This window comes from Streptomyces sp. LHD-70 (assembly GCF_031157275.1).
Lineage (GTDB): Bacteria > Actinomycetota > Actinomycetes > Streptomycetales > Streptomycetaceae > Streptomyces.
On the sequence record NZ_JAVIFW010000009.1, the window covers coordinates 334,369 to 359,778 of the forward strand.

A 25,410-nucleotide genomic window follows, 5' to 3' on the forward strand; every position below is an offset into this window, starting at 1 on the left:
GGGGTAGGGGCAGGAAAGCGTCACTTGAACAACGTCACACTGTGACATCACTTCACGACGGTGATGCGGTCCGCCTTGGGCGGCGCGATCGGCTGGTCCGCCGAGGAGTTGGCGGCCAGGTAGTCGTTGAAGGCCTTCAGGTCGTCGCTGCCGACCAGCGGGTTCTTGCCCTTGCCGAGCTCGGTGAAGCCGTCGCCGCCGCCCGCGAGGAACGAGTTCAGGGCGACCCGGTAGGTGGCGGCCTCGTCGATCGGCTTGCCGTCGAGGCGGATCGAGTCGGTGACGACGCGGTCCGCGCCCGCCTGGGTCATATCGAGCGTGTACGTGAGGCCCTCCGAGACCTGAAGGATCTTCGGGGAGGCCTCGTTCGGGCCGCTGACCTGCTGCTTCAGCGCGGTTACCAGCTGGGCGCCGGTGAGGTCGACCAGGTTCACGGTGTTGCTGAACGGCTGCACCGTGAAGGCCTCGCCGTACGTCACCACCCCGTCGCCCTCGCTGCCGCTCGCCTTGTGGACGAGGTCGGAGCGGATGCCGCCCGGGTTCATCAGGGTGAGCGCCGCCTTGTCGTCGAGGGACTTGGCGTGCGCGAGCTGGGCGTCCGCGATCAGGTCGCCGAGCGGCTGCTCGGGCGTGCCCGCGCCGCGGCCCGGGATGTCACTGGAGATGTAGCCCACCGGCTTGCTCGCGATCGGCGCGGCCAGCTTGTTCCAGCGCTCGATCAGCGAGGTCATGTCGGCGGCCTTGGGCACGTCCCGGCGTACGACCTTGTTCGCGGACCGCACGCCCGCGCGCACGATGTCCTTGGTCTTGCGGTCGTACGTCAGCGTCGTGTCGGTGTAGAGCTTCCCGTACGACGAGGCCGAGGTGACCAGGCGCGGCTTGCCCGCGGGGTCCGGGATGCTGCACACGTACGCCTGGTGGGTGTGGCCCGTGACGAAGGCGTCCACCTTGGGCGTGACGCCCTTGGCTATCTCGGTGATCGGCCCGGAGACGCCGTCACCGGGACCGGGGCTGTCGCAGTCGTAGTTGTACGCCTGCGAGGCCGGCTCGCCGCCCTCGTGGACGAGCGCGACGATCGACTTCACGCCCTGCTTGTCCAGCTCCTTGGCGTACTTGTCGATCGTCTCGATCTCGTCGTGGAACTTCAGGCCCTTGATGCCCTCGGCGGAGACGATGTCCGGGGTGCCCTCCAGGGTGAGGCCGATGAAGCCGATCTTCACCCCGTTCTTCTTCCACACGGTGTACGGCTTCAGGAGCGGCTTGCCGGTCTTCTCGTCCGTCACGTTCGCCGTGAGGTACGGGAAGTCGGCGCCCTTGAACTCCTTGCCGTCCTCGTAGCAGCCGTCCTTCGGGTGGCAGCCGCCGCGCTGGATGCGCTGCAGCTCGGCGCGGCCCTCGTCGAACTCGTGGTTGCCGACGCCGCTGACGTCGAGGTCCAGCTTGTTCAGCGCCTCGACGGTCGGCTCGTCGTGGAACAGGCCGGAAAGCAGCGGCGAGCCGCCGATCAGGTCACCGGCCGCTACGGTCGCGCTGTAGCGGTGCCCCTTGCGGGCCTCGCGCAGCGACGTCGCGAGGTACTCGACCCCGCCCGCGTCGATCTTCTGCTCGCTGCCGTCCTCCTGGCGCTCGGTCACCTGGCCCGAGGAACCCGCGGGCGGCTCCAGGTTTCCGTGCAGATCGTTGAACGAGAGCAGTTGCACGTCCACCGTGCGCCCCCGGTCCGTCCCGCGCGCCCCCTCGGCGCCCGCGGGCAGCGCCGCCGCGAGCACCCCGACGCTCGCACCGAGCGCCACGACGCCCACCACCAACCGGCCCCCGATACGGCGCCGTTGAGCTCTGCCTGACATCTGTTCCCCTTCACAGTCCGCACGGTCGAGCGGCAGCCTAGAGTCAACGCGCGTAGCGCAACAGGGGGTGGCGGGTTACGAGCAGGTTGCCCCCGGGGTCGCCCGACCGACCGGCGAGCGGCGCTACCACCGCCGGTTCCATGGGCGTGTCCGCGAAGTCCCGTCGTCGCCCGGAGGGCGGCCCTGCGGCGGCCCTGCGGCGTGACTTCGCGGACCCGCCCATGGGGTTACCGGCGCGAATCGACGTACGCTCAAGGGCATGACAGACGCAGCTCCCGCGGTCCCGCCGCGTTCGATCCAGACCCTCGACGCGCTCACCGAGGAACAGGCCGACGCCGTGCTCGCGCTGCTCGCCGACGCCGCCCGCGCCGACGGCCAGCAGGCCGTGTCCGAGCAGGGCCGGCTGCAGCTGCGCGGAGGCCCGCGCGACGGCGTGCGGCACCTCCTGCTCGACGTCGGCGGCGAACTCGTGGGGTACGCCCAGTTGGAGGACACCGACCCGGTCGAGGCCCCGGCCGGTGAACTCGTGGTCCACCCCGGGCACCGCGGCCACGGCCACGGCCGGGCCCTCGGCACCGCGCTGCTCGCCTCCTCCGGCAAGCGGCTGCGGGTCTGGGCGCACGGCGGGCACGCCGCAGCCCGGCACCTCGCGCAGGTCCTCGGCCTCACGCTCTTCCGTGAACTGCGGCAGATGAGGCGCCCGTTGAGCCCCGACGCGATCGCCGAGCCGGCCCTGCCCGCGGGCGTGACCGTACGCACCTTCGAGCCCGGGCAGGACGACGCGGAGTGGCTCGCGGCCAACGCGGAGGCCTTCGCGCACCACCCCGAGCAGGGCTCCCTCACCCAGCGCGACCTCGACGACCGCAAGGCCGAGCCCTGGTTCGACCCGTCGGGCTTCTTCCTGGCCGAGAACGCCGCGGGCGAGCTGCTCGGCTTCCACTGGACGAAGGTGCACGCAGCGGAGGGCCTCGGCGAGGTGTACGTCGTGGGCGTCCGCCCCGCCGCCCAGGGCACCGGCCTCGGCAAGGCGCTCACCGCGATCGGCCTGCGCCACCTGGCGGCCGCGGGCCTTCCGACGGCGATGCTGTACGTGGACGCGGACAACAAGGCGGCCGTCTCGGTCTACGAGCGGCTCGGCTTCAGCACGCACGAGACGGACCTGATGTACCGCACGGAGACGTGAGGCTCTCCTCAACTCGGCGCCCCTGAATGACCGTTGGGGGCGGCATCCGAATGACCGTTGGGGCGGCATCGAGGGCTTCAGCCCTTGACGCCGCCCCTTCTTTGGATCACCCTTTCACTACTTGATTAGTGAAAGGGGGTTGAGCAGACGTGTTCGCCTACCGGATCGACCGGCGCAGCGGTGTCGCCACGTACGTCCAACTCGTGCAGCAGACCAAACAGGCGCTGCGCCTCGGCCTGTTGGAACCGGGCGACAAGCTGCCCACGGCCCGCGAGGTCGTCGAGGCCACGGCCATCAACCCGAACACGGTGCTGAAGGCCTACCGCGAACTGGAACGCGAGGGCCTGGTGGAGGCCCGCCGCGGCCTCGGCACCTTCGTGACGAGGTCACTGGGGGCCGCACCCGCCGACTCCCCGCTGCACGGCGAACTCAGCCGCTGGGCCGAGCGCGCCCGCGCCGCGGGGCTCGAACGGGACGACGTGGCAGCCCTGTTCACGGCCGTACTCGAAGAGCAGTTCACGCAGCAGTCGACGGACCGGTCCACGCGACCGAAGCGCACAGCCGGACCGACGCGCGCAGCCGGACCGAAGCGCACCACCGAACCGACACGCGCAGCCGGACCGAAGCGCACCACCGAACCGACGCGCGCAGCCGGACCGAAGCGCACAGCCAAGGGAGACCCCGCATGACCGGAACCGCCATCGAGGCGGCCGCACTGGGCAAGACGTACGGGCGCCGCGGCCCGGCGCTCGACGACTGCTCCTTCCGGCTGCCTACCGGCCGGATCTGCGCCGTCGTCGGCCCGAACGGCGCGGGCAAGTCCACGCTCCTCGCCCTCGCGGCCGGGCTCGCCCACCCCACCGCGGGCCGCCTCACCGTCCTCGGCACCAGCCCGGCCGCCGCCCGCGCCCGGATCGCGTACGTCGCCCAGGACAAGCCGCTCCACCCGCAGCTCAGCATCGCCGACACGCTCCGCCTCGGCGCCGAGCTCAATCCCGGCCGCTGGGACGCCGAGTGCGCCCAGCGCGTCGTGGCGGAAGGGGAGTTGGACCCAGGCGCACGGGTCCGTACGCTCTCCGGCGGCCAGCGCACCCGCGTCGCGCTCGCCCTGGCCCTCGGCAAGCGGGCCGAACTGCTGCTCCTCGACGAGCCGATGGCCGACCTCGACCCGCTCGCCCGGCACCAGCTCATGGGCACCCTGATGGCCCAGGCCGCCGAGCACGGCACCACCGTCGTGATGTCCTCGCACATCGTGGGCGAACTGGCCGACTCCTGCGACCACCTGCTGCTCGTCTCCGGCGGCCGGATCCGCCTCGGCGGCCCCATCGACGACCTGGTCGCCGCGCACTGCCTGGTCACCGGCCGCCGTCCCGCCGCCGAACTCGCCCCGCACACCGTCGTCGAGTCCCGCGCCACCGGCCGCGGCACCACCGCCCTGATCCGCCCCGACGGCCCGATAGCCGCCGACTGGGAGGCCCAGGAACCGTCCCTGGAGGACCTGTTGCTCGCCCATCTCCGCTCCCCCAGCGCCCCCGCGCTGCTCACGCCCGACGCCGAGCGGGAGGTGGCGCGGTGAGTACAGCCACCCTCAAAGGCCCCCGCTGGGTGGAACTGCGCCTGCACCGCACCACCCTGCACACCCTGCTCCTCGCCCTGCTCCTCGCCGCCGCCGCGACCGCCTTCCTGCGCTGGGGCGCGAGCGCCTACCCGCCCGTCACGGACTGCGGCGAGGCCGTCCCCTGCGAAGCCACCTTCCTCGGCTTCGCCGACGGGGAGCACCTGCTCCGGGAGGCCATGCTCAAGGCCTCGCACGCCCTGCTGCTGCTGCCCCTCGCCGTCGGCGTCTTCGTCGCCGGCCCGTTCGTCGCCCGCGAGCTGGAGTCCGGCGCCCACAAGCTGGCCTGGACACAGTCCGTCCCGCCCGCCCGCTGGCTCGCCTCCCGGCTGACCACGGCCGCGGCGATCGCCGCCGCCGTCGCCCTGACCCTGATGGCCGTCTTCCGCTTCGGCGCCGCCGACCTGCTCGGCAGCTGGGACATGCACTGGTCCGACCGCGGCGTCTACGAGGCGAGCGGCCCCGTACTCGTCGCGTACTGCCTGTTGGCCGTGGCCATCGGCACCCTGACCGGGCTGCTCGTGCGCCGCACCCTGCTGGCCGCCTCGCTCACCGGCCTCGTCACCGGCGCCGTGCTCGCGCTCCTCGGCAGCCTGCGCTGGCAGTTCCTGCCGGTCGCCCAGGCCTCCGGGCCCACGACCACCATGGAGCCGCACTGGATCAAGGCCCTGCCGCGCGGCGCGTTCATGACCGACTCCGGCGTCACCAACGCCGCGGGCGAGCGCTTCGTCGCCCGCCAGTGCACCCCGGACCAGATGGCACACTTCTCGTGCCCCTCGGACACCCGTATCGCGGGCTGGTTCCTCGACTACCACCCGCGTTCCCACTTCTGGTACACCCAGTTCATCGAGACCGGCATCGTCCTCGCCCTCGCGGCGGCCGCCGTCTGGGCCGCGTTCCTGGTACTGCGGCGCCGCACGCCCTGACAGCGCCTGACCGGGACATCGGCGGTCGCCGCGGGGACGCCCGCCGATGTCCCGCACGTCATGTCGCCGTAACCAACGGTTCAGGCAGCCTTGCCAGGCTCACGGAATGCAGCCGGCCGTACCCGATCCCGAGATTCCGTCCCCCAGAGCGGGACTATTCGGCGCGCCTGGAACCGCCGGTACGCGGAAGAATGGCTTCATGAACCAGCCCAGCGCCCAGGCAGCTGCTCAGCACGCCCAGCCCTCCGTCGGTTCCATCGCGGCCCACCGCCCGCACACCGTCGCCGCCGCCGTCTCCGACCTCGAACCGGACATCGACGCCGACCTCGACACGTACGAGGGGTACGAGAGGTACGTCGAGAGCGGGGCCGGCGCCGAGCTGCCGCAGGGGCGGTTCCTGGACCGGGAGCGCAGCTGGCTCGCCTTCAACGAGCGGGTGCTCGAACTCGCCGAGGACCCGCACACCCCGCTCCTGGAGCGCGCCAACTTCCTGGCGATCTTCGCGTCCAACCTGGACGAGTTCTTCATGGTCCGCGTGGCCGGACTGAAGCGCCGTATCGCCACCGGCGTCGCCACCCGCTCCGCCTCCGGACTGCAGCCCCGCGAGGTCCTGGACCTGATCTGGACCCGCACCCGCGAGCTCATGGCCCGGCACGCCGCCTGCTTCCAGGACGACGTGGCGCCATCCCTCGCCGACGAGGGCATCGGCATCTTCCGCTGGGCCGAGCTCACCGAGAAGGAACAGGCCCGCCTCTTCACCCTGTTCCGGCAGCGGATCTTCCCCGTGCTGACCCCGCTGGCCGTCGACCCGGCGCACCCCTTCCCGTACATCTCGGGCCTCTCCCTGAACCTGGCCGTCGTCGTGCGCAACCCGGTCAGCGGTCACCGGCACTTCGCCCGCGTCAAGGTCCCGCCGCTGCTCAGCCGCTTCCTGGAGGCCTCGCCCGGCCGGTACGTGCCCGTCGAGGACGTCATCGCCGCGCCCGCCCACCTCGAGGAGCTGTTCCCCGGCATGGAGGTGGAGGCCCACCACATGTTCCGGGTCACCAGGAACGAGGATCTGGAGGTGGAGGAGGACGACGCCGAGAACCTCCTCAAGGCCCTGGAGAAGGAGCTCATGCGGCGCCGCTTCGGCCCGCCCGTGCGCCTGGAGGTCGAGGAGTCCATCGACCGCCACATCCTCGACCTGCTGATCCGCGAGCTGAAGATCTCCGAGGCCGAGGTCTACCCGCTGCCGGGGCCGCTCGACCTCACCGGCCTCTTCGGCATAGCGAGCCTCGACCGGCCCGAGCTGAAGTACCCGAAGTTCGTCGCGGGCACCCACCGCGACCTCGCCGAGGTCGAATCGGCCTCCGCGCCCGACATCTTCGCGGCCCTGCGCGAACGCGACGTACTCCTGCACCACCCGTACGACTCGTTCTCCACCTCCGTACAGGCCTTCCTGGAACAGGCCGCCGCCGACCCGGACGTCCTCGCCATCAAGCAGACCCTGTACCGGACTTCGGGCGACTCCCCGATAGTGGACGCCCTCATCGACGCCGCCGAGTCCGGCAAGCAGGTCCTCGTCCTGGTCGAGATCAAGGCCCGCTTCGACGAGCAGGCCAACATCAAGTGGGCCCGCAAGCTGGAGGAGGCAGGCTGCCATGTCGTGTACGGGCTCGTCGGCCTGAAGACGCACTGCAAGCTGTCGCTCGTGGTCCGCCAGGAGGGCGAGACGCTGCGCCGCTACAGCCACGTCGGCACCGGCAACTACCACCCGAAGACGGCCCGCCTGTACGAGGACCTCGGGCTGCTCACCGCCGACCAGCAGGTCGGCGCGGACCTCTCCGACCTCTTCAACCGGCTCTCCGGCTACTCGCGCCGCGAGACCTACCGCCGCCTCCTGGTCGCCCCCAGGTCCCTGCGCGACGGACTGATCTCCCGGATCGAGAAGGAAGTCCAGCACCACCGCGCGGGCCGCCCCGCCCATGTCCGCATCAAGGTCAACTCGATGGTCGACGAGGCCGTCATCGACGCGCTCTACCGGGCCTCGACGGCGGGCGTGCCGGTCGACATCTGGGTCCGCGGGATCTGCGCGATCCGCCCCGGCGTGACCGGGCTCTCGGAGAACATCCGGGTCCGGTCCGTCCTCGGCCGCTTCCTCGAGCACTCCCGGGTGTTCGCCTTCGGCAACGGCGGCGAACCCGAGGTGTGGATCGGCAGCGCCGACATGATGCACCGCAACCTCGACCGCCGTATCGAGGCACTGGTCAGGGTCACGGACCCGGCCCACCGCGCGGCCCTCAACCGCCTTCTGGAGACCGGCATGTCCGACTCCACCGCCTCCTGGCACCTCGGCCCGGACGGCGACTGGACCCGGCAGGCTCTCGACCCGGAGGGCCAGCCGCTACGGAACGTACAGGAGATGCTCATTGACGCCCGGAGGCGCCGGCGTGGCTCAGCGACACCCTGACAGCGACACCCCCGTGGCCGGGGCACCCGTGGCCGGGACCCATATGGCCGGGACCCATGTGGCCGGGGGCCATATGGCCGGGGCACCCGTGGCCGGGGAGGTGCTCGCGCGCTATCTACGCGCGCAGGCCACGGAATTCCTGCGCGCCCTGCGCCAGCACCGGGAGAGCAGTACGGAGGAGGCCGCCGAACCCGCCCTCGCCCTGCGCGCCGCGGCCCGCAGGATCAGCGGCACCCTGCACACCTTCCGGCCGCTGCTCGACGCCGAGTGGTCGGACCAGCTGCGCGCCGAACTCGCCTGGCTCTCCGGCACGTTGGCGCGCGAGCACGCCTACGCGGCCCGCCTCGACCGGCTCATCGGCGCCCTGCACCGGCTCTCCCCGGCGGGCCCGGTCGCGGGGCGCGGCCCCGCCGTACCCACCCAGAACGGCGGCCTGACCGTCGGCGCGGCCAAGGCGGGCGCGCTGGTCGAGCGTCAGCTCACCCTGGCCAGGACCCGCGCCCACTCCACGGCCCTGCAGGCGCTCGGCTCGTCCCGCTTCCACGCGGTCGCGGACGCGGTCGCCGTGCTCGCCAGCGAGGTGCCGCTGCGCCGGGACGCGTCCGGCCACCCGCTCGCGCCGTTCGCGGCGGACGTCGAGGCCCGCCTGAACGAGGCGGTGGCGGCCCTTCCGCTCGTACGGGCCGGGCATCCGTACAACGCCGAGGCGCTCCTGCACGGCCTCGGCACCGACGCCGCCCCCGAGTCCCAGGACACGCCCTGGCACCAGGTACGGCTGCTGCTCCGGCTGCACCGGTACGCCCAGGAGGCCCTCGGACTCGAACCCGGCCACGACGTCCGCCTGATCGGCGCGGGCCAGGCGCTCGACCGCCACCGCGACGCCGCCGAGGCCGCCACGGCCGCGGCCTCCGCCGCCCGCACCCCGCGCATCGCCCCGGCCACGGCGTACGCACTCGGCGTGCTCCACGCCGACCAGCGCCACGACGTGGAGGCGGCCCGCTTCGCCTTCCAGGCGGTCTGGCGCCGAAACGCTTCTGCGGACCGCGCCGTGAGCACCCCATGACCCCGGCCCCGCCCCCGATCCTCGCGGCGGGCTGCGTGCTGTGGCGGCAGTCGCCCTCCGGGCTTCAGGTGTGCCTGGTCCACCGGCCGAAGTACGACGACTGGTCCCACCCCAAGGGCAAGCTGAAGGCCGGCGAGGACGCCTTGGCGGCGGCGGTGCGCGAGGTACGCGAGGAGACGGGCTCGACGTGCACCCCGGGCCCGCCCCTGCCCACAGCGCACTACGTCGTACGGGGCCGCCCCAAGCGGGTCCACTACTGGGCGGCGGAAGCGGGCCCGGGCGCCTTCGTCCCCAACTCCGAGGTGGACGCGGCGGTCTGGCTCCCCCCGGACGAGGCCCGTGCCCGCCTCACGCAGGTACGGGACCGGGAACTGGTGGACGCGTGGCTGGCCCTTCTTCCCCAGCCCCGCCCCTTCCCGTAACCGGGGCTGCCCCGATAGGGGCGCGGGGCTGTGACATTTGCGGCTCCGCCGCGGGGCGCGAGCAACCACGACGACGCGCAAGCCGAACGACGGGCAAGGAAAGCCCCTCCGGCGTTTGAGGAGCCGGGGGCCCGGGGGCGGAGCCCCCTGGGGGTGCCGAACGACCACAGCACACGTAACCCCGCCGTGACCTAACCGCACCGCCCTCCGAGGTTCACCCCCCGTTCACTCTCGCCGTTCGGCCGCTTCACCTGTCCTGCCTAATTTCGGACTTGCGCGACGCGTGGCGCGGTCATCGCGGCCGTCCCGCAGAGGCACATGAACGAAACGACTCCGCACGCCGTCCCACCTCCGGCGCGGCTCCTGGAAGGAACTCCCGAAGTGAAGCTTCAGCGCAAGAACCGGCGGGCCCTCGCTCTCGGTGCTCTCGCCGTCTCCGGCGCCCTGGCCCTCACGGCGTGCGGCTCCGACGAGACCGGCAGCACCGCTGGCACCGGCGGCAAGCAGACGAACGCCGCCAACATCAAGTGCGACGACGCCAAGGGCCAGCTCGCGGCCTCCGGCTCGTCCGCACAGAAGAACGCCATCGACGCGTGGACCAAGGCGTACGCCCAGGCCTGCCAGGGCGTCCAGGTCCAGTACAACCCGACCGGTTCCGGCGCGGGCATCACCGCGTTCCTGCAGGGCCAGACGGCCTTCGCGGGCTCGGACTCGCCGCTGGAGCCGGGCGAGATCGAGAAGTCGAAGAAGATCTGCAAGGGCGGCCAGGCCATCGACCTGCCGATGGTCGGCGGCCCGATCGCCGTCGGCTACAACGTCCCCGGCGTGGACAACCTCGTCCTGGACGCGAAGACCCTGGCCGACATCTTCAACGACAAGATCAAGACCTGGGACGACCCGGCGATCAAGAAGCTGAACCCGGACGCCAAGCTCCCGAACACCAAGGTCCAGGCCTTCCACCGCTCGGACGAGTCCGGCACCACGGACAACTTCACCAAGTACCTCAAGGGCGCCGCCCCCGACGCCTGGCCGCACGAGCCCGGCAAGACCTGGGAGGCCAAGGGCGGCCAGTCCGCCAGCGGCTCCTCCGGCGTCTCCAGCCAGGTCAAGCAGGTGCCCGGCGCCATCTCCTACTTCGAGCTCTCCTACGGCGAGGGCATCAAGACCGTCGACCTGAAGACCGAGGCCAAGGAGCCGGTGAAGGCCACCGTCGACAACGCCTCCAAGGCGATCGCCGAGGCCAAGGTCACCGGCAAGGGCAAGGACCTCGCCCTGGAGCTGAACTACAAGCCGCAGGCCGAGGGTGCGTACCCGATCACCCTGGTCACGTACGAGATCGTCTGCGACAAGGGCAACAAGGCGGAGACCCTCGCCACCACCAAGTCCTTCCTCAACTACATCTCCAGCGAGGACGGCCAGAAGGTCCTGAAGGACAACGACTACGCGCCGATCCCCGACGAGATCATCACCAAGGTCCGCGAGACCGTCGCGGGTCTGAGCTGACCCGAGTGCGGCCCGGCTCGCAGTGCCGAGCCGGGCCGCACCGTCCGGTGCACCGCCGCCAGGAGCCCCGCGTACGGCCACCCCGTACCAAGGCTCCGCAGACCGGAGAATCCTCATGGATATAGCTACGCAGACAGAGACAGCCCCACCCCCACCCCCCGTCACCACCGAGCAGAAGCGCGCCTCCCGCGGTGCGACCCGACCGGGTGACCGGATCTTCCTCGGCCTCTCCCGTGGCTCGGGCATCCTGCTCCTCGTGATCATGGCCGCCATCGCGGCCTTCCTGACCTACCGGGCCACGCTCGCGCTCTCGGACAACACGGGGAACTTCCTGACCACCTTCGAGTGGGACGCCAACGCGATCCCGCCGAAGTTCGGCATCGCGGTCCTCGCCTTCGGCACCGTCGTGAGCTCGATCATCGCGCTGGTGATCGCCGTTCCGGTCGCCGTCGGGATCGCGCTGTTCATCTCGCACTACGCGCCCCGCAAGCTGGCCGGCCCGATCGCGTACGTGATCGACCTGCTCGCCGCGGTGCCCTCGATCGTCTACGGCCTGTGGGGCGCCCTCGTCCTCGCGCCCAACCTCACCGGCTTCTACACCTGGCTCGACTCGGTCCTCGGCTGGACCGGGATCCTCGCCTACCAGGGCGGCGCCCCGCGCTCCCTGATGACCGTGGGCATCCTGCTCGCGATCATGATCCTGCCGATCATCACCAACGTCAGCCGCGAGGTCTTCCTCCAGGCGCCGAAGATGCACGAGGAGGCCGCCCTGGCCCTCGGCGCGACCCGCTGGGAAGTCATCCGGATGTCGGTGCTCCCCTTCGGCCGCTCCGGCATCATCAGCGCCTCGATGCTGGGCCTCGGCCGCGCGCTCGGCGAGACCATCGCCGTCGCCACGGTGCTCTCCCCGAGCTTCGTGATCGGCGCCTCGCTGCTCGACCCGGGCGGCGGCACGTTCGCGCAGAACATCGCCAGCAAGTTCAACGAGGCCAGTGAGTACGGACGGGACGCCCTGATCGCCTCCGGTCTGGTCCTGTTCCTCATCACCCTGCTGGTCAACGGCGCGGCCCGCATGATCATCGCCCGCCGCAAGGAGTACTCGGGGGCCAACGCATGAGCACCAACGCACCCACCGCCCAGGCCGTCACGCCCGACACCCTGCGCGCACCCCGCCTGCCCCGCTGGGCCTCCCCGCTGGTCGCACTCGGCTCGGCCGCGGCTGCCGTGGGCGTCGGCCTCGGCGCCGGCCTGGACAGCCGCGTCCAGTGGGGCCTGATCGCCGCGGTCCTCTTCGTGGTCGCGTCGTACGTCCTCGCCGCCGTGGTGGAGGGCAGGCGCCAGGCCAAGGACCGCTTCGCCACCTCGATGGTGTGGACGACGTTCCTGCTCGCGGTGATCCCGCTCACCTCCCTGATCTGGGAGACCGTGGAGCGCGGCAGCAAGGTCTTCAGCCCGTACTTCCTCTCGCACTCCATGGGCGTCGTCGCCGACCAGGACCCGGGTGGCGGCATCAACCACGCCATCATCGGTACGCTCCAGCAGGTCGCCCTGGCCTCCCTGATCGCCGTGCCGATCGGCCTCCTGACCGCGATCTACCTGGTCGAGTACGGCCGCGGCAAGCTCGCGAAGGCCGTCACCTTCTTCGTCGACGTCATGACGGGCATCCCGTCAATCGTCGCGGGTCTGTTCGTCCTCAGCTTCTGGATCCTGATCCTGGGCTTCGACTTCTCCGGCTGGGCCGGCGCCATGGCGCTGTCGATCCTGATGATGCCGGTGGTCGTCCGCTCCACCGAGGAGATGCTCAAGCTCGTCCCGAACGAGCTGCGCGAGGCCTCGCTCGCCCTCGGCGTACCGAAGTGGCGCACGATCCTCAAGGTGGTCCTGCCCACCGCGATCGGCGGCATCACGACCGGCGTCATGCTGGCCGTCGCCCGTATCGCCGGTGAGACCGCCCCGGTGCTGCTCCTGGTGTGGGTGAACCCGTTCATCAACAGCAACCCGTTCGACGGCGCCCAGGGCTCGCTGCCGCTGTACATCTACCAGCAGTACGCGGCCGGCTCCGAGGCCTCGTACGACCGCGCCTGGGCAGCGGCGCTCGCCCTCATCGGCTTCATCATGATCCTCAACCTCGTGGCCCGCGGCATCGCCCGCTGGAAGGCCCCGAAGACGGGCCGCTGACGCGGCTTCTCAGCGACAAGCGACCCTCTCGAAAGTAGTGATCCCCATGGCCAAGCGAATCGACGTAAGCGGTCTCACCGCCTACTACGGATCCCACAAGGCGATCGAAGACATCTCGATGACCGTCGAGCCCCGCTCGGTGACGGCCTTCATCGGCCCCTCCGGCTGCGGCAAGTCGACGTTCCTGCGCACCCTCAACCGCATGCACGAGGTCACCCCCGGCGGCCGCGTCGAGGGCAAGGTCCTCCTGGACGGCGACGACCTGTACGCCTCCGGCATCGACCCGGTGAACGTCCGCCGCACCGTCGGCATGGTCTTCCAGCGCCCGAACCCCTTCCCCACCATGTCGATCTTCGACAACGTGGCGGCGGGCCTGCGGCTCAACGGCTCGTACAAGAAGGCCGAGCTGGCCGAGATCGTGGAGAAGTCCCTCAAGGGCGCCAACCTCTGGAACGAGGTCAAGGACCGCCTCAACAAGCCCGGTTCGGGCCTCTCCGGCGGTCAGCAGCAGCGGCTCTGCATCGCCCGCGCCATCGCGGTCGAGCCGCAGGTGCTGCTCATGGACGAGCCCTGCTCGGCGCTCGACCCGATCTCGACCCTCGCCATCGAGGACCTGATCGGCGAGCTGAAGGAGCGCTTCACGATCGTCATCGTGACGCACAACATGCAGCAGGCCGCCCGCGTCTCCGACCGCACGGCGTTCTTCAACCTGGCGGCCGTCGGCCAGCCCGGCAAGCTGGTCGAGATCGACGAGACGGAGCGGATCTTCTCCAACCCGTCCGTCCAGGCGACCGAGGACTACATCTCGGGGCGCTTCGGCTAGGCCTTCCCCTCGACTGCTGTGCGGTGCTGCATGGCGGTGCCACCGCACAGCAAGGGCCCGCACCCCCTCGGGGGTGCGGGCCCATTTCGCTTGCGGGACCTGCGGTGACAGGCTTGCGGGACTGCGGTTACAGGCTTGCGGAACCTGCAGTTACAGGAGCGCCAGGTTCACGATCCAGAAGGTGAGCGCGGCGACAAGGGCCGCCGCCGGCATCGTGATAAACCAGCCGAGGATGATGTTCTTGGCGACCCCCCAGCGGACAGCGTTCACCCGCTTCGTCGCACCGACGCCCATGATCGCGGAAGTGATCACGTGGGTGGTGGAGATCGGCGCGTGGAACATGAACGCGGTCGTGAACATGATGCCCGCGCCGGTGGTCTCGGCCGCGAAGCCCTGCGGCGGGTCCAGCTCGATGATCTTGCGGCCGAGGGTCCGCATGATGCGCCAGCCACCCGCGTACGTACCGGCGGAGAGCATCACCGCACAGGCGACCTTGACCCACACCGGGATCGGCGCGTCGGCGCTCTGCACATCGGAGATGACGAGGGCCATCACCACGATGCCCATCGTCTTCTGGGCGTCCTGCAGACCGTGACCGAGAGCCATGCCGGCCGCCGAGACGGTCTGCGCGATCCGGAATCCGCGCTTGGCCTTGTGCGGGTTGGACTTGCGGAACATCCACATGATCGCGCACATCACCAGGTAACCGGCGATGAGGCCGACCAGCGGGGAGAGGAACATCGGGATGACGATCTTGTCGACCACCCCGGACCAGATGACGCCGATGCCGCCCGCGAGCGCCGCGCCGACCATGCCGCCGAAGAGCGCGTGCGACGAGGAGGAGGGCAGTCCGAAGTACCAGGTGATGAGGTTCCAGACGATCGCGCCGATGAGGGCGGCGAAGAGGATCCACATGCCCTTGTCGCCGTGCGGGGTCTCGATGATCCCCTCACTGACGGTCTTGGCGACGCCGCTGCCCAGGAAGGCGCCGGCGAGGTTCATCACCGCGGCCATCGCGAGCGCCGCACGCGGCGTCAGCGCACGCGTGGAGACGGAGGTCGCGATGGCGTTCGCGGAGTCGTGAAAGCCGTTGGTGTACGTGAATCCGAGCGCGACGCCGATGGTCACGATCAAAGCGAAGGTGTCCATGGAGGGGTCAGGACTCCTTGACCGCGATGGTCTCCACGGTGTTGGCGACGTGCTCGAACGCGTCGGCCGCCTCCTCCAGAACGTCCACGATCTGCTTCAGCTTCAGCACCTCCATGGCGTCGTACTTGCCGTTGAAGAGGTGGGCGAGCAGCTTGCGGTGGATCTGGTCGGCCTGGTTCTCCAGGCGGTTGACCTCGATCCAGTACTCCGTGAGGTTCTCCATGGTCCGCAGGTGCGGCATGGCCTCGGCGGTCAGCTCGGCGGCGCGGGCGAGCACCTCGATCTGCTGCTCGACACCCTTGGGGAGCTCCTCGACCTGGTAGAGGACGACGAGGTCGACGGCCTCCTCCATGAAGTCCATGATGTCGTCGAGGGACGAGGCGAGGTTGTAGATGTCCTCGCGGTCGAACGGCGTGATGAACGAGGAGTTCAGCTGGTGGAAGATCGCGTGCGTCGCGTCGTCTCCGGCGTGCTCCGCGGCCCGCATCCGCTCTGCGATCTCGGCCCGGGCGGAGGTGTCCGCCCCGAGCAGTTCCATCAGGAGCTTGGAGCCCGTGACGATGTTGTCCGCGGATGCGGAGAACATGTCGTAGAAGCTCGTCTCCCTGGGGGTCAGACGAAAGCGCACGTGGGGTCCTCGGGGTGCTTTGGATTCGGTCAGGCTGATGCTAGAGGCATCATCCGGCCACGGCTAACCGGCCGTCCTCCAGTGTCGCCCATCGAGAAGAGTCCTCCGCACGGGGCCCGGCGGGGACCCGAAATATCCGGTACCATATACCCACCAGGGGTATATGGACCCTTAGGGGACAAGAGCTCCACCACGGCCTTCACGACGGCAGGACCACCAGGAGGACGCGATGACGACCACCGAGGCCGGCGCGGCGGCGAGCACGGCACCCTCCGCTGACGCGGAGACCCAGCTCACCGACCACGACCGCGGTGTGCACGGCTACCACAAACAGAAGGACGAGCACCTCAAACGACTGCGCCGCATCGAGGGCCAGATCCGCGGCCTGCAGCGCATGGTCGAAGAGGACGTCTACTGCATCGACATACTTACCCAGGTCTCCGCCAGTACAAAGGCCCTGCAGTCCTTCGCCCTCCAGCTCCTTGAGGAGCACCTGCGCCACTGCGTCGCGACTGCAGCAATTGAGAGCTCCGCTCAGGGCGCGGTCAAGGGCGGCGAGGAGATCGACGCGAAGGTCGAGGAAGCGACGAAGGCCATCGCCCGGCTGCTGCGCACCTGACGTTCACGGGCGGCCGCGGGGCTCCTCCGCCTCGGCCACCCTCAGCACCTCGTCGATCCGGTCGGTGCTGAGCCGCTCCTCGTCCGCCATGGACGCGGCGATGATCAACTCGCCGCAGAGCTCGATCTCGGCGAGGGCGACGTGATCGTGAACCGCCGTCCTGGCCGTCTTGCCGATCGTCGGAGCCACGCGCATCACCTCTTCCTTGCCGTCACCGACTTCCCAGAGTAGGGAGCGGCCTACGCAACGCGCATGGCACGGACGGGCTATTTGCGACGTGAACTCGCCCCCCGGTCCGGGCACTTTCGGGGCGCGCGAGACGTTACGAGCCGGCGATCTTCCCGGCGAAGATGTCCTCGGCGGCGGGCAGTTCGGCCTTGACGGCGGTGCCGAAGTCGGAGAGCAGCGTCGTCGAGGCGACCATCACGTCCCCGCCCTGCGCCGCCGCCCCCTCCGCCCGTACGCCGTCGGCGCGTACGTCGTTGGCGAAGCTGAACCGGTGCCGGATCTTCCGCAGCCGGCCCTGCTCGTCGAGGTACGCGTCGAACGGCACCGTGTCCTCGGAGAACCCTTTCGCCGCCGCGCGCAGCACCTTCCGGTTGGCGCCGGAGGCCCGCTCGGCCGCCCGCCCGATCTCGGTCGTACCGCGGTAGTGCCGCACGGGCACGCCCGCGAGCCGGGTCTCCCCCACGTACGAGACAGCGCTCGCGCCGAGCAGCAGCTCGGCGGCGGCCAGCGGGTCGGTGGCGCCGCCGGTGACGAGGTTGCCGTCGGCGAGGCCCGCGGTGTCGATGCGCACCCACTTGTCGGCGGGCACGCCCGCGCCGCGGTTCTTCATATAGAGGGCGCCGGGGGTGAGGAGTTCGGTGATCGGACGGTGCTCGTCGACGCCGGCCGGGTCCTGGGGCAGCATCACCTTGAGGCGGCCGAGCGGCTTCTCGAAGTCGTACACGCCCTCGCCACGGATGGTGACGCGGGTGCCACCGCTGGCCATCTCCATCGACGTACGCGCCTTGGCGCTGCCCGCGGAGCGCAGGGCCTCGACCGCGCGGTGCACGGTGTCCACCGGGTCGGCGGCCTGCTGGTCCTCGGCCGCGGCACCGCCGCCGGAACACCCCGTCGTGACCAACACCAGGGAAGCCAGGGCCCCGCCCGCCACGGCGGTGACGGCAGAGCCGCCTCCGCGCCTGTGCTGCTGCACCATCGCCTGCCTACCCCCAACACTGGGCCGTCCCACGGCCCCCCTTCTCGTTCCGCCTAACGACGGCTGCCGCAACCCGTCACGCACCACCGCCGCAAGCCACCCCGCACGCCCCGCACGCCCCCGGGGCCCCCGCGGTCCGATCCGGGTGTTCACCTCGGCCCGCTACGGTGGCCGGGTGTCAGCGCAACAGGACCCGGCCGAGGACGCCGAACACCGCACCGCCACCGTCGAACAGGGCCGCTTCTGCGCGGCGCGGTGCAGTTGCGGCTGGCGCGGACCGGCGAGACGGGCCCGGTCCAAGGCGCGTTCGGACGCCGAGGAGCACCTGGCCCGCCCCTGAGCACCCCTTGCCTGTCCGGGTGGAACCCGGCCGCCCCGGCCCTCGTCTCGTCCTGCGGGAGGCGAGGCGACATGGACCGCAGGACGGGCACCACGAGCAACACGCGCACCACGCGCACCACGCGCACCACGAGCACCAAGGACATCGGGCGGCGCGGGGTCATCACGGCAGGCGCGGCCCTCGCGTTGGGCGCGGGCGCGAGCGCGTGCAGCACCGGCGCGGGCGGCAACGGCAAGGCGCCGAGCGGCCCGGCGGGCACCACCACCAGCATGGCCACGGGCACGGGCGCGGCCTCGAAGCGCCCGACCGGCCCGGCCTGGACCGCGTTCGCCAGGGGCCTCGACGGCGAACTCGTCCGCCCCGGCGACGCCGACTGGCCCTCGGCCCGCCAGCTCTACAACACCCGCTTCGACGCCCTGAAGCCCGCCGCGGTCGCCTATGTCGCGCACGAGGACGACATCCGTACCGCCCTCGAGTTCGCGCGGAAGAGCAGGACGCCGATATCCATACGCAACGGCGGCCATTCGTACGCGGGTTGGTCCTCCGGGGACGGGCGTCTGATCCTCGACGTGTCCCTGCTGAAGTCGGTGCGCGCCTCCGCGGGTTCGGCGACCGTCGGCGCGGGCGCCAAACTCATCGACGTCTACCGGCCGTTGGCCGCGAAGGGCGTGACCGTGCCCGCGGGCTCCTGCCCCTCCGTAGGCGTCTCCGGACTCACCCTCGGCGGCGGCCACGGCGTCACCTCGCGGGCGTACGGCCTCACCTGCGACAGCCTCACCCGGGCCACCGTCATCACCGCCGACGGCCGCCGTCTTGTCTGCTCCGCCGACGGGACCGACGAAAACGCAGACCTGTTCTGGGCGTTGCGCGGCGCGGGCAACGGCAACTTCGGCGTCGTCACCGACCTTGAGTTCCGTACGCATCCGGCGCCGCAGGGCGTCACCGGCTATCTGACCTGGCCCTGGCGGAAGGCGACCGCCCTGCTCAAGGCCTGGCAGGAGTGGGGCCCCGACCAGCCCGACGAGATCTGGTCGTCCCTGCACCTGGCCGCCGCGCCGGGCGGCGGCCCGACGATCTCGCTCGCGGTGTTCTCGATGGGAACCTACGGCGAGCTGCAGAACGCCGTCGACCGTCTCGCCGACGGCCCCGGCGGTCCCGGCTCCGCCTCCAACGTCTCCCTGAAGCGGCGCTCGTACCTCGACGCGATGGAGGTGTACGCGGGCTGCGCGGGTTTCAGTGATGACGCGCTGTGTCATCTGCCGGGCTCCACCCCGGGCCGGGACACGGCGGGCGCGCTCGGCCGCGAGACCTACGCGGCACGCTCGGACTTCTACTCCCGCTCACTCTCCGATGCCGGTGTACGGGCCCTGCTCACCCGGGTCGAGAAGGTCGCGGGCGGCCCCGGCAGCGTGGCCCTGACCGCGCTCGGCGGCGCCGTCAACCGGGTCGACCCGACGGCGACGGCCTTCGTGCACCGACGCGAGCGGATGCTCGCCCAGTACGTCGGCGCCTGGCGGGCCGGCACCTCGGGCACCGCTTCCCGCGCCTGGCTCGACGGCACCCACACGGCGATGCGTCCGTACGCGTCCGGCGCGGCGTACCAGAACTACACCGACCCGTCCCTGAAGGACTGGCGCACCGCGTACTACGGCCCGGCCGCCGGACGCCTGAAGAAGCTGAAGGGGCGGTACGACCCGGAGCGGCTCTTCTCCTTCCCGCAGGCCCTCTGACCGCGGGTCCTCTGACCCAGGCGCTCTGACCCCCGGCCCTCTGACCGCAGGCCCGGCCCTCCTGACCGCAGGACCGGCCTCTTCCCCTCCGCAACCCGAGAAGGCCGTACGAGCGCAGGCACCGCCCGGACGGCCCTCCCCGGCTGGCCGGTTGCGCGCGACGGCGTTGCCCTGAAGTTCCATCCCGGGCGGACTCGAAGGTCCACCCGGACCGACTCAGGGCAGGAACCCATGACCGGAAAGACACCACCCCGAATAGCCGTCCTCGGCACCCTCGCCTCCGCGGCCCTCCTCCTGGCCGTCGCCGCTCCCCCGGCACTGGCGGTCGAGCAGCACACCGTCCCCTACGCCGCCGAGGCGGAGCACCCCGAGGCGGGGCCGCTGGCGATCGGCTCCGCCGCGGTCGCGGCCGGGGCGGGCGTGTTCGGGATCGCGCTGCTGCGCAGACGCCGCGCGGAGCGGGCCGACAACTCCGAGGACGGCCCCAGCTGAAGCCGCGCGGCGGGACACGACGGACGGGGCGGTGCCCGCGTACCGCGGTTCGCGCGCTGTTCGGCGCCTCCGCCCTGTGCGCCCTGGCCGCGCTGCTGCTGCATCAGTTCCCGTGGCTCGACGTGTCGGTGCGCTCGGCGGTCTCGGCGTCGTTGGCGGATCTGACCGGTGCCCGCGCCACCCGGCAGGGGACCGCTCCGGCGCCGTACCGCCTGCGCGCGCCCACGGTCGGGGTGGACGCGGAGGTGCTGCCGCTCGGCCCCGAGGCGGGCGGCGCGATCGCGGTGCCCGGGGCCGAGAACGCCCGGAGGGCCGCCCGGCTCGCGCCGGGTGACCGAGTGGAGACGAACAGCGGGGACGGCCGGTGGGTGCGGTTCCGGGTGACGTCCGTGCACAAGTACCGGACTCCGCAGTTCCGGGCGCGGAAGGTCTACGAGCCCGCAGGGGATACGCAGTTGCGCCTGATCCTCTGCACCGGCCCGCCGGACGGCGACGGCCGCTGCACCTGGAACCTCGTGATCAGCGCCGTACGGGAGGAACCTGGCGGCGGCTGAACCCAGGGGGAGGCGCCCCCCTACGCCGCGAGGTCGTTCTCGTCCGAGTCCGCCGAGGGTTCCGTACGCGGGCCCGGCAGGCCGACCGCGTCCGCCACGACAGGGCCGCGGCCCCGTGCCCGTACGAGCCAACTCGCCCTCGGCGCACGGGAGATCGCCTTGGTGAGCGGGGTCAGGAGGGCCATCGCGAGCGGGGCGAGGAGCAGGGTGACGGCGGTGCCCAGCGCGAAGCCGCCGATGACGTCCGTCGGGTAGTGCACGCCCATGTAGACCCGGCAGACCCCTTCGAGCAGCGCGAGCCCGATGCCGATCAGGCCGAGCCCCCGGTGCGCGACGAACAGGCCGACGCCGAGCGCCATCGCGAGCGTGGCGTGGTCGCTGACGAACGAGAAGTCGGTCTTGCCGTCGACGAGGACCTGGAGCCCGTCATGGTCGAGGAACGGACGACGCCGCTCCACGAAGTCCCGGATCGGTACGTTGACGAGCACCGCGAGGCCCGCGGCGAGCGGGGCCCAGACCAGGGCGGCGACGGAGGTCTCGGCGTCCGGACCGCGCCGCACCGTGCGCCAGCACCAGAGGACGAGCAGCACCAGGGCAAGCAGCAGTCCGTACTCCCCGACGAAGCCGACCAGCCGGTCGGCCCAGGCGGGGGCGTCCTTGGCGACGCCGTTGAGTTCGTAGAGCAGGCCCACGTCGGGGTTCGACCCTGAGGTCCCTGGTCCAGCCTCTGGTCCAGCCATGGTGCCGTGACCCCTTGTCCTAGTGCCGACGGGCGCGCTCCTTGCGCGTGCCCTGCTCAACCCCCGTGCCTCAGAGCTGGTCAGTGCTGCTGCGGTACTGCGCTGCTGCGGTGTTGCTGCCGTGCCGCTTGCTGCTTGTGCTTGCTGCTACGTGGTTCTCGCGTTCAAGGGAACGACTGGTTCCCCCGTCTACGTTCCACGGTCCACCGAAAGATCACCCAGACGTTATCGAAGAGTGACGCGTACTCGACGCCCGGAGCCGCGCTTCGACGTAGGGATCAAGCCACCCGTTACGGCAGCCCCGCGGCGAGCGCCTTCGCGCCGTCCTCGGTGACGCGGGTCGCCCCGAAGTAGTCCGGGGTGTCGATCGCGGTGAAGCGGATCACGGCACCGGTCCGGGGCGCGTCGATCATGTACCCGCCGCCGACGTAGATCCCCACGTGCCGGATGGCCCGGGAATTGGTCAGGTCGTCCGAGAAGAACACGAGGTCACCGGGGAGCAGCTCCTCCCGCTTGGGGTGCGGCCCGGCGTTGTACTGGTCGTTGGCCACGCGCGGCAGCTCCACGCCCACCGATTTGTACGCGGCCTTCGTCAGCCCCGAGCAGTCGAACCGCCCTCCGTCCTCGGGCGTACCGTCCCCGCCCCACAGATAGGGCTCGCCGAGGTGCTCCTGAGCGAACGAGATCGCCCCGGCGGCCTGCCGCGAGGGATCGACACGGCCCACGGGCCGGGCGAAGCTCTTCGACAGATCGGTGATCGTCTTCACGTAGTTCTGCGTCTCGCTGTAAGGCGGCACGCCTCCGTACTTGATCACCGCGTACGCCCCCGCGTTGTACGCGGCGAGCATGTTGTGCGTCGGATCGCCGGGGGCGTCCTCCACGTATCCGGCCAATTTGCAGTCGTACGACGCGGCTGACGGAATCGCGTCGGCCGGGTCCCACACGTCCCTGTCGCCGTCCTTGTCCCCGTCGACACCGTGCGCGGCCCAGGTGCCGGGGATGAACTGCGCTATGCCCTGCGCTGCCGCGGGGCTCTGCGCCTTCGGGTTCCAGCCGCTCTCCTGGTACAACTGCGCGGCAAGGAGCGCCGGGTTGATGGCCGGGCAGAGGTTGCCCCACTTCTGCACCAGCGACTGGTACGCCGCCGGGACCGCCCCCTTGGCGAGGCCCACGGCCCCCTTGCCCGCGCCGCCGGCGAGGCTGCCCGCGGCCATGTACGTACCGACGACGAGCAGTCCGAGGAACGCGGTGAGTCCGGCGACGACGGCACTCCCGACCAGCACTGCCTTACGCACCGTCAACCGCCCCTCACGCCTTGGGAGTACGCCTCCGCCAGTCTAGAGCGCTGACGCCGGGCGAAAGGAGTTATCCACAGGCCAGGCCGGACGGCCGGAAACCGCCGGGCGGGCGCGGCGGCTCAGCCCGGATCCGCGGGATCGTCCGCCGGCACCAGCGCCCCCCGCTCCACGAGCCGCGCCACCTCCGGAAGGGCCACCTCCGCGAGCCGGTCGGCCTGGGCGCCCTCGGCCTCGGCGATACGGGCCAGTTGCTCGCCGAGCGTGGCCTCGCGACCGGCGCCGCCGAGCAGGGCGACGGCGAGCGGGGAGATGCGGTCGCTCCAGTTGAGGCCGTCCCCGGGGACCTTGAGCACCTGCTGGGTCAACTCCCAGCCTGTGCCGCCCCGCTGGTCGGCCTGCTGCCACAGGGTCAGACCCTGGCCGGGCAGGAAGCGGGTCCGGAGCGGGTCGTGCGCGCGCAGCCAGTCCCGCCGCCCGAACCACCCGGCGACCTGCGCCCCGGTCAACTCGCCCGCCTCGGAGGACATTTCCTCCACGCGTACGACGGACTCCTGGTGCCCGGAGCGGCGCACTACGACGGTGCCCACGCCGACGGCCTCCACCTTCTGCGTCTCGAACCAGCGCAGCCAGGCCTCCCGCTGCCCGAGCGCCTCCTCGCCGCCCGCGAGCTCCAGCCAGTGGTCGACGTACGGCACGACCCCGGTGACCGACCGCTGCACGATCCACGCGTCGAGTCCGGCACCGCGCGGGATCCACCCCGCGAGCCGCTCGCGCCAGTCCTCGCCCGCGCGGTGCACCCAGTTCGCCCGGAACTGCAGGTACCCGCCCTCGGTGAGCAGTTCCGGTGCCGCGCCCGCGAGTTCGGCGCAGAGCGCGTCACCGGGGCGCCCGGAGTCCCGGTGCACGCTGTGCACGGTGCCGGGCCCGACGGCGTACGGCGGGTTGCTCACGACGAGGTCGAAGCGGCGTCCGGCGACGGGCTGCGCCATGTCGCCCTGGAGGATCTCCCAGTCGAGCCCGTTGAGCGCGGCCGTGGTCGCGGCGAAGCGGGCGGCACGTGGCGACAGGTCGGTGGCGGTGACCTTGTCGGCCTGCGCGCTCAGGTGCAGGGCCTGCACGCCGCCGCCGGTGCCGAGGTCGAGCGCGGACTCGACGTGGTGCGTGAGCGTGGCCCGGCGCAGCAGCGAGGCGTCGAGGCCGATGGGCGCGACGGCCTCGGCCCGCCGGTCCTGCGGCGCGGGCCGCAGGAACCGCGGGAAGTCGGAGATCGCCCACCATTTCTCGTACGGATGGAGATGCACCGCGGCGCGCACGGCGCCCTCGCCCGCGGACTCGAGGAGGGGCACGACCGCGGCCTCCGCGCGGTCGAGCGGGACCGTGCGCCCGCACATGAAGAGCTGGATGAGGACGGCCAAGGGGTCGTCCTCGCCGAGCAGTTGCAGGGTGAGCGTGGGGTCGTAGCGGTTGAGGCCCTGTGCGGCCTCGATCCCGACGCGCGAGACGATCGCATCGCGCGTGTAGCCGTGCGACGTCAGCACGTCCCGCAGGGCGGTGACGGCGGAGGGGGCGATCAGGGGCTGCGTGGTCATCATGGTCCGGTTGTCGGCTCGTGTACGCGGAGACTGAACCCTTAGGCCATTGGGTTACCGCCAATGGGCGAACCGGATGAAATCACCTTGCGGGCCCGCGCGTTGGGGCACATCCGCCCCGTGACCTGGTAACGCGCCCGCGAAGGATCTTGCGGAAGGGCGTCCATTCCGTGCGCGACTCCGAACTGTCCACAGCCTGTGGACAACTGGGGCCGAGTGAACCGCGGAGGCGACGAACCATTCCGTATCCACACAAAGGGGATGAATGGAATGTCTCGCATGTTCCAGCGGACCTTCTCCCATATGCATGCAGCACTTGCACGCACCCCGAACGAGCCGCCGCAAAGAACCGGCCAATCCCCCCGAGCCCCAGCCCCGACCAGCGCATACGCGCCGTGACGGACACCGCCCGTTCATTGCCCGGCGTCACCCCGCGTGATACACAGAGTGACCATACGTGCCTCTGTTGACCGCTCCGCACGCCCGCGCGGAGCGGTCAACTGCGCCGCGTACAGACTCCGTACGAAGTTCGCACGAAGTCCGCCGACGAATGACTCCAAGTCGACATGCGACAGCGGCATTCTCAGCGAGAATAGGCGTGACCTCTGCACACGGGCAGGGGGTGCAGAACTACCCAATAGGGGCGGTGAGTTACATGCTTCTGGCAGCCGAAAAGGGCGACATCACGACCATCATCGGCGGGATCGCTCCGGACTGGGGCCCCTTCGGAAACCTCGGCAACGAAGCACGCGTGATGATCGAGGTAGTGATGGCCATCGCCATCCTCCTCTGTCTCGGCATCGCGATCTGGGGCGCGGCCAAGCAGCGCATCGGCGCCACGGCCCTGCGCGACACCTTCAGCGCCGAACAGGGCAAGGGCCTGATCATCGCGGGCCTGACCGGAGTCTTCATCATCGGCTCCCTCGGCACGCTCTTCACGATCGTGTACGGGATGGCCGTCTGACCCAGCCACGCAGTACCCCGGGCCCGGGCGATCCCACCGCCCCCACGCCCCCGCCCCTGTCTCCGACTCCCATCCGCCCGTCGTGCCCACC

Annotated in this window: 24 protein-coding genes and 1 pseudogene; 17 read left to right on the top strand and 8 right to left on the bottom strand. The window is 71.1% G+C overall.

The annotated features are described in order from the left end of the window. Positions 1 to 47: 47 nt before the first annotated feature. Positions 48 to 1,847, bottom strand: coding sequence for a bifunctional metallophosphatase/5'-nucleotidase (locus tag RCO28_RS20400; RefSeq protein WP_308942589.1), 1,800 nt, complete (start codon positions 1,845 to 1,847; stop codon positions 48 to 50). Between the two features lie 259 nt (positions 1,848 to 2,106). Between RCO28_RS20400 and mshD the strand changes: the two genes are divergently transcribed. From mshD to pstB, 11 genes and pseudogenes are all read left to right on the top strand, one after another. Then, the gene (mshD, locus tag RCO28_RS20405) at positions 2,107 to 3,030 is read left to right on the top strand and encodes a mycothiol synthase (protein ID WP_308942590.1); all 924 of its coding nucleotides are present in this window, start codon (positions 2,107 to 2,109) and stop codon (positions 3,028 to 3,030) included. Between the two features lie 149 nt (positions 3,031 to 3,179). Then, positions 3,180 to 3,560: pseudogene (locus tag RCO28_RS20410) on the top strand (GntR family transcriptional regulator); the annotation flags it as partial. A gap of 155 nt (positions 3,561 to 3,715) precedes the next feature. After that, positions 3,716 to 4,606, top strand: coding sequence for an ABC transporter ATP-binding protein (locus RCO28_RS20415; protein WP_308942592.1), 891 nt, complete (start codon positions 3,716 to 3,718; stop codon positions 4,604 to 4,606). Beyond that, a complete protein-coding gene (locus RCO28_RS20420) occupies positions 4,603 to 5,571 on the top strand; it encodes an ABC transporter permease (RefSeq protein WP_308942593.1) in 969 nt (322 codons plus the stop codon). The genes RCO28_RS20415 and RCO28_RS20420 overlap by 4 nt, the downstream gene beginning before the upstream one ends. A 106-nt stretch (positions 5,572 to 5,677) precedes the next feature. Continuing rightward, on the top strand, positions 5,678 to 8,023 hold the full coding sequence (locus tag RCO28_RS20425) for an RNA degradosome polyphosphate kinase (RefSeq protein WP_374991201.1): 2,346 nt from the start codon (positions 5,678 to 5,680) through the stop codon (positions 8,021 to 8,023). Positions 8,024 to 8,066: 43 nt separating this feature from the next. Then, positions 8,067 to 9,086 carry a CHAD domain-containing protein gene (locus RCO28_RS20430; protein ID WP_374991205.1) on the top strand — a complete coding sequence of 340 codons (1,020 nt, stop codon included), beginning with the start codon at positions 8,067 to 8,069 and terminating at the stop codon, positions 9,084 to 9,086. Next, complete coding sequence (locus RCO28_RS20435; RefSeq protein ID WP_308942596.1) at positions 9,083 to 9,508, top strand: NUDIX hydrolase; 426 nt, start codon at positions 9,083 to 9,085, stop codon at positions 9,506 to 9,508. Before RCO28_RS20430 ends, RCO28_RS20435 begins: the two co-directional genes overlap by 4 nt. A gap of 381 nt (positions 9,509 to 9,889) precedes the next feature. Continuing rightward, entirely contained in the window at positions 9,890 to 11,011 is a 1,122-nt protein-coding gene (gene pstS / locus RCO28_RS20440; protein ID WP_308942597.1) for a phosphate ABC transporter substrate-binding protein PstS, read from the top strand. A gap of 115 nt (positions 11,012 to 11,126) precedes the next feature. Continuing rightward, complete coding sequence (pstC, locus tag RCO28_RS20445) at positions 11,127 to 12,128, top strand: phosphate ABC transporter permease subunit PstC (RefSeq protein WP_308942598.1); 1,002 nt, start codon at positions 11,127 to 11,129, stop codon at positions 12,126 to 12,128. Beyond that, the gene (gene pstA, locus RCO28_RS20450) at positions 12,125 to 13,189 is read left to right on the top strand and encodes a phosphate ABC transporter permease PstA (protein ID WP_308942599.1); all 1,065 of its coding nucleotides are present in this window, start codon (positions 12,125 to 12,127) and stop codon (positions 13,187 to 13,189) included. The genes pstC and pstA overlap by 4 nt, the downstream gene beginning before the upstream one ends. A gap of 46 nt (positions 13,190 to 13,235) precedes the next feature. After that, a complete protein-coding gene (pstB, locus tag RCO28_RS20455; RefSeq protein WP_282539788.1) occupies positions 13,236 to 14,012 on the top strand; it encodes a phosphate ABC transporter ATP-binding protein PstB in 777 nt (258 codons plus the stop codon). Positions 14,013 to 14,162: 150 nt separating this feature from the next. On the opposite strand, the gene RCO28_RS20460 is transcribed toward pstB, so the two are convergent. Beyond that, the gene (locus RCO28_RS20460; RefSeq protein WP_308942600.1) at positions 14,163 to 15,161 is read right to left on the bottom strand and encodes an anion permease; all 999 of its coding nucleotides are present in this window, start codon (positions 15,159 to 15,161) and stop codon (positions 14,163 to 14,165) included. A 7-nt stretch (positions 15,162 to 15,168) separates the two neighbouring features. After that, complete coding sequence (locus RCO28_RS20465; RefSeq protein WP_282539790.1) at positions 15,169 to 15,789, bottom strand: DUF47 domain-containing protein; 621 nt, start codon at positions 15,787 to 15,789, stop codon at positions 15,169 to 15,171. Between the two features lie 229 nt (positions 15,790 to 16,018). Between RCO28_RS20465 and RCO28_RS20470 the strand changes: the two genes are divergently transcribed. After that, entirely contained in the window at positions 16,019 to 16,408 is a 390-nt protein-coding gene (locus RCO28_RS20470; RefSeq protein WP_308942601.1) for a metal-sensitive transcriptional regulator, read from the top strand. A 3-nt stretch (positions 16,409 to 16,411) separates the two neighbouring features. On the opposite strand, the gene RCO28_RS20475 is transcribed toward RCO28_RS20470, so the two are convergent. Next, positions 16,412 to 16,603, bottom strand: a complete 192-nt coding sequence (locus RCO28_RS20475) for a hypothetical protein (RefSeq protein ID WP_308942602.1) — start codon at positions 16,601 to 16,603, stop codon at positions 16,412 to 16,414. 127 nt (positions 16,604 to 16,730) lie between these two features. Next, on the bottom strand, positions 16,731 to 17,612 hold the full coding sequence (locus RCO28_RS20480) for a hypothetical protein (RefSeq protein WP_308942603.1): 882 nt from the start codon (positions 17,610 to 17,612) through the stop codon (positions 16,731 to 16,733). 175 nt (positions 17,613 to 17,787) lie between these two features. Between RCO28_RS20480 and RCO28_RS20485 the strand changes: the two genes are divergently transcribed. From RCO28_RS20485 to RCO28_RS20500, 4 genes are all read left to right on the top strand, one after another. Next, entirely contained in the window at positions 17,788 to 17,952 is a 165-nt protein-coding gene (locus tag RCO28_RS20485) for a hypothetical protein (protein ID WP_308942604.1), read from the top strand. 143 nt (positions 17,953 to 18,095) lie between these two features. Next, entirely contained in the window at positions 18,096 to 19,682 is a 1,587-nt protein-coding gene (locus RCO28_RS20490) for an FAD-binding oxidoreductase (RefSeq protein ID WP_374991206.1), read from the top strand. Between the two features lie 231 nt (positions 19,683 to 19,913). Next, positions 19,914 to 20,174: a hypothetical protein gene (locus tag RCO28_RS20495; RefSeq protein ID WP_308942606.1), complete on the top strand. Its 261-nt coding sequence runs from the start codon at positions 19,914 to 19,916 to the stop codon at positions 20,172 to 20,174. A gap of 122 nt (positions 20,175 to 20,296) precedes the next feature. Further along, positions 20,297 to 20,728 (top strand): class F sortase, encoded by a 432-nt coding sequence (locus RCO28_RS20500; RefSeq protein ID WP_308942607.1) that lies wholly within the window; start codon positions 20,297 to 20,299, stop codon positions 20,726 to 20,728. 20 nt (positions 20,729 to 20,748) lie between these two features. Here RCO28_RS20500 and RCO28_RS20505 read toward each other — a convergent pair whose 3' ends face one another. The 3 genes from RCO28_RS20505 to RCO28_RS20515 all read right to left on the bottom strand — a co-directional run bounded on the left by RCO28_RS20505 (position 20,749) and on the right by RCO28_RS20515 (position 24,358). Next, positions 20,749 to 21,468 (bottom strand): phosphatase PAP2 family protein, encoded by a 720-nt coding sequence (locus RCO28_RS20505; RefSeq protein ID WP_308942608.1) that lies wholly within the window; start codon positions 21,466 to 21,468, stop codon positions 20,749 to 20,751. Between the two features lie 290 nt (positions 21,469 to 21,758). Then, positions 21,759 to 22,763 (bottom strand): bifunctional lytic transglycosylase/C40 family peptidase, encoded by a 1,005-nt coding sequence (locus RCO28_RS20510; protein ID WP_308942609.1) that lies wholly within the window; start codon positions 22,761 to 22,763, stop codon positions 21,759 to 21,761. 122 nt (positions 22,764 to 22,885) lie between these two features. Further along, positions 22,886 to 24,358, bottom strand: coding sequence for a methyltransferase (locus RCO28_RS20515; RefSeq protein WP_308942610.1), 1,473 nt, complete (start codon positions 24,356 to 24,358; stop codon positions 22,886 to 22,888). A 652-nt stretch (positions 24,359 to 25,010) separates the two neighbouring features. On the opposite strand from RCO28_RS20515, the gene RCO28_RS20520 reads away from it, so the two are divergent. Then, on the top strand, positions 25,011 to 25,319 hold the full coding sequence (locus RCO28_RS20520) for a hypothetical protein (RefSeq protein ID WP_282539801.1): 309 nt from the start codon (positions 25,011 to 25,013) through the stop codon (positions 25,317 to 25,319). The last annotated feature ends 91 nt before the right edge of the window (positions 25,320 to 25,410 follow it).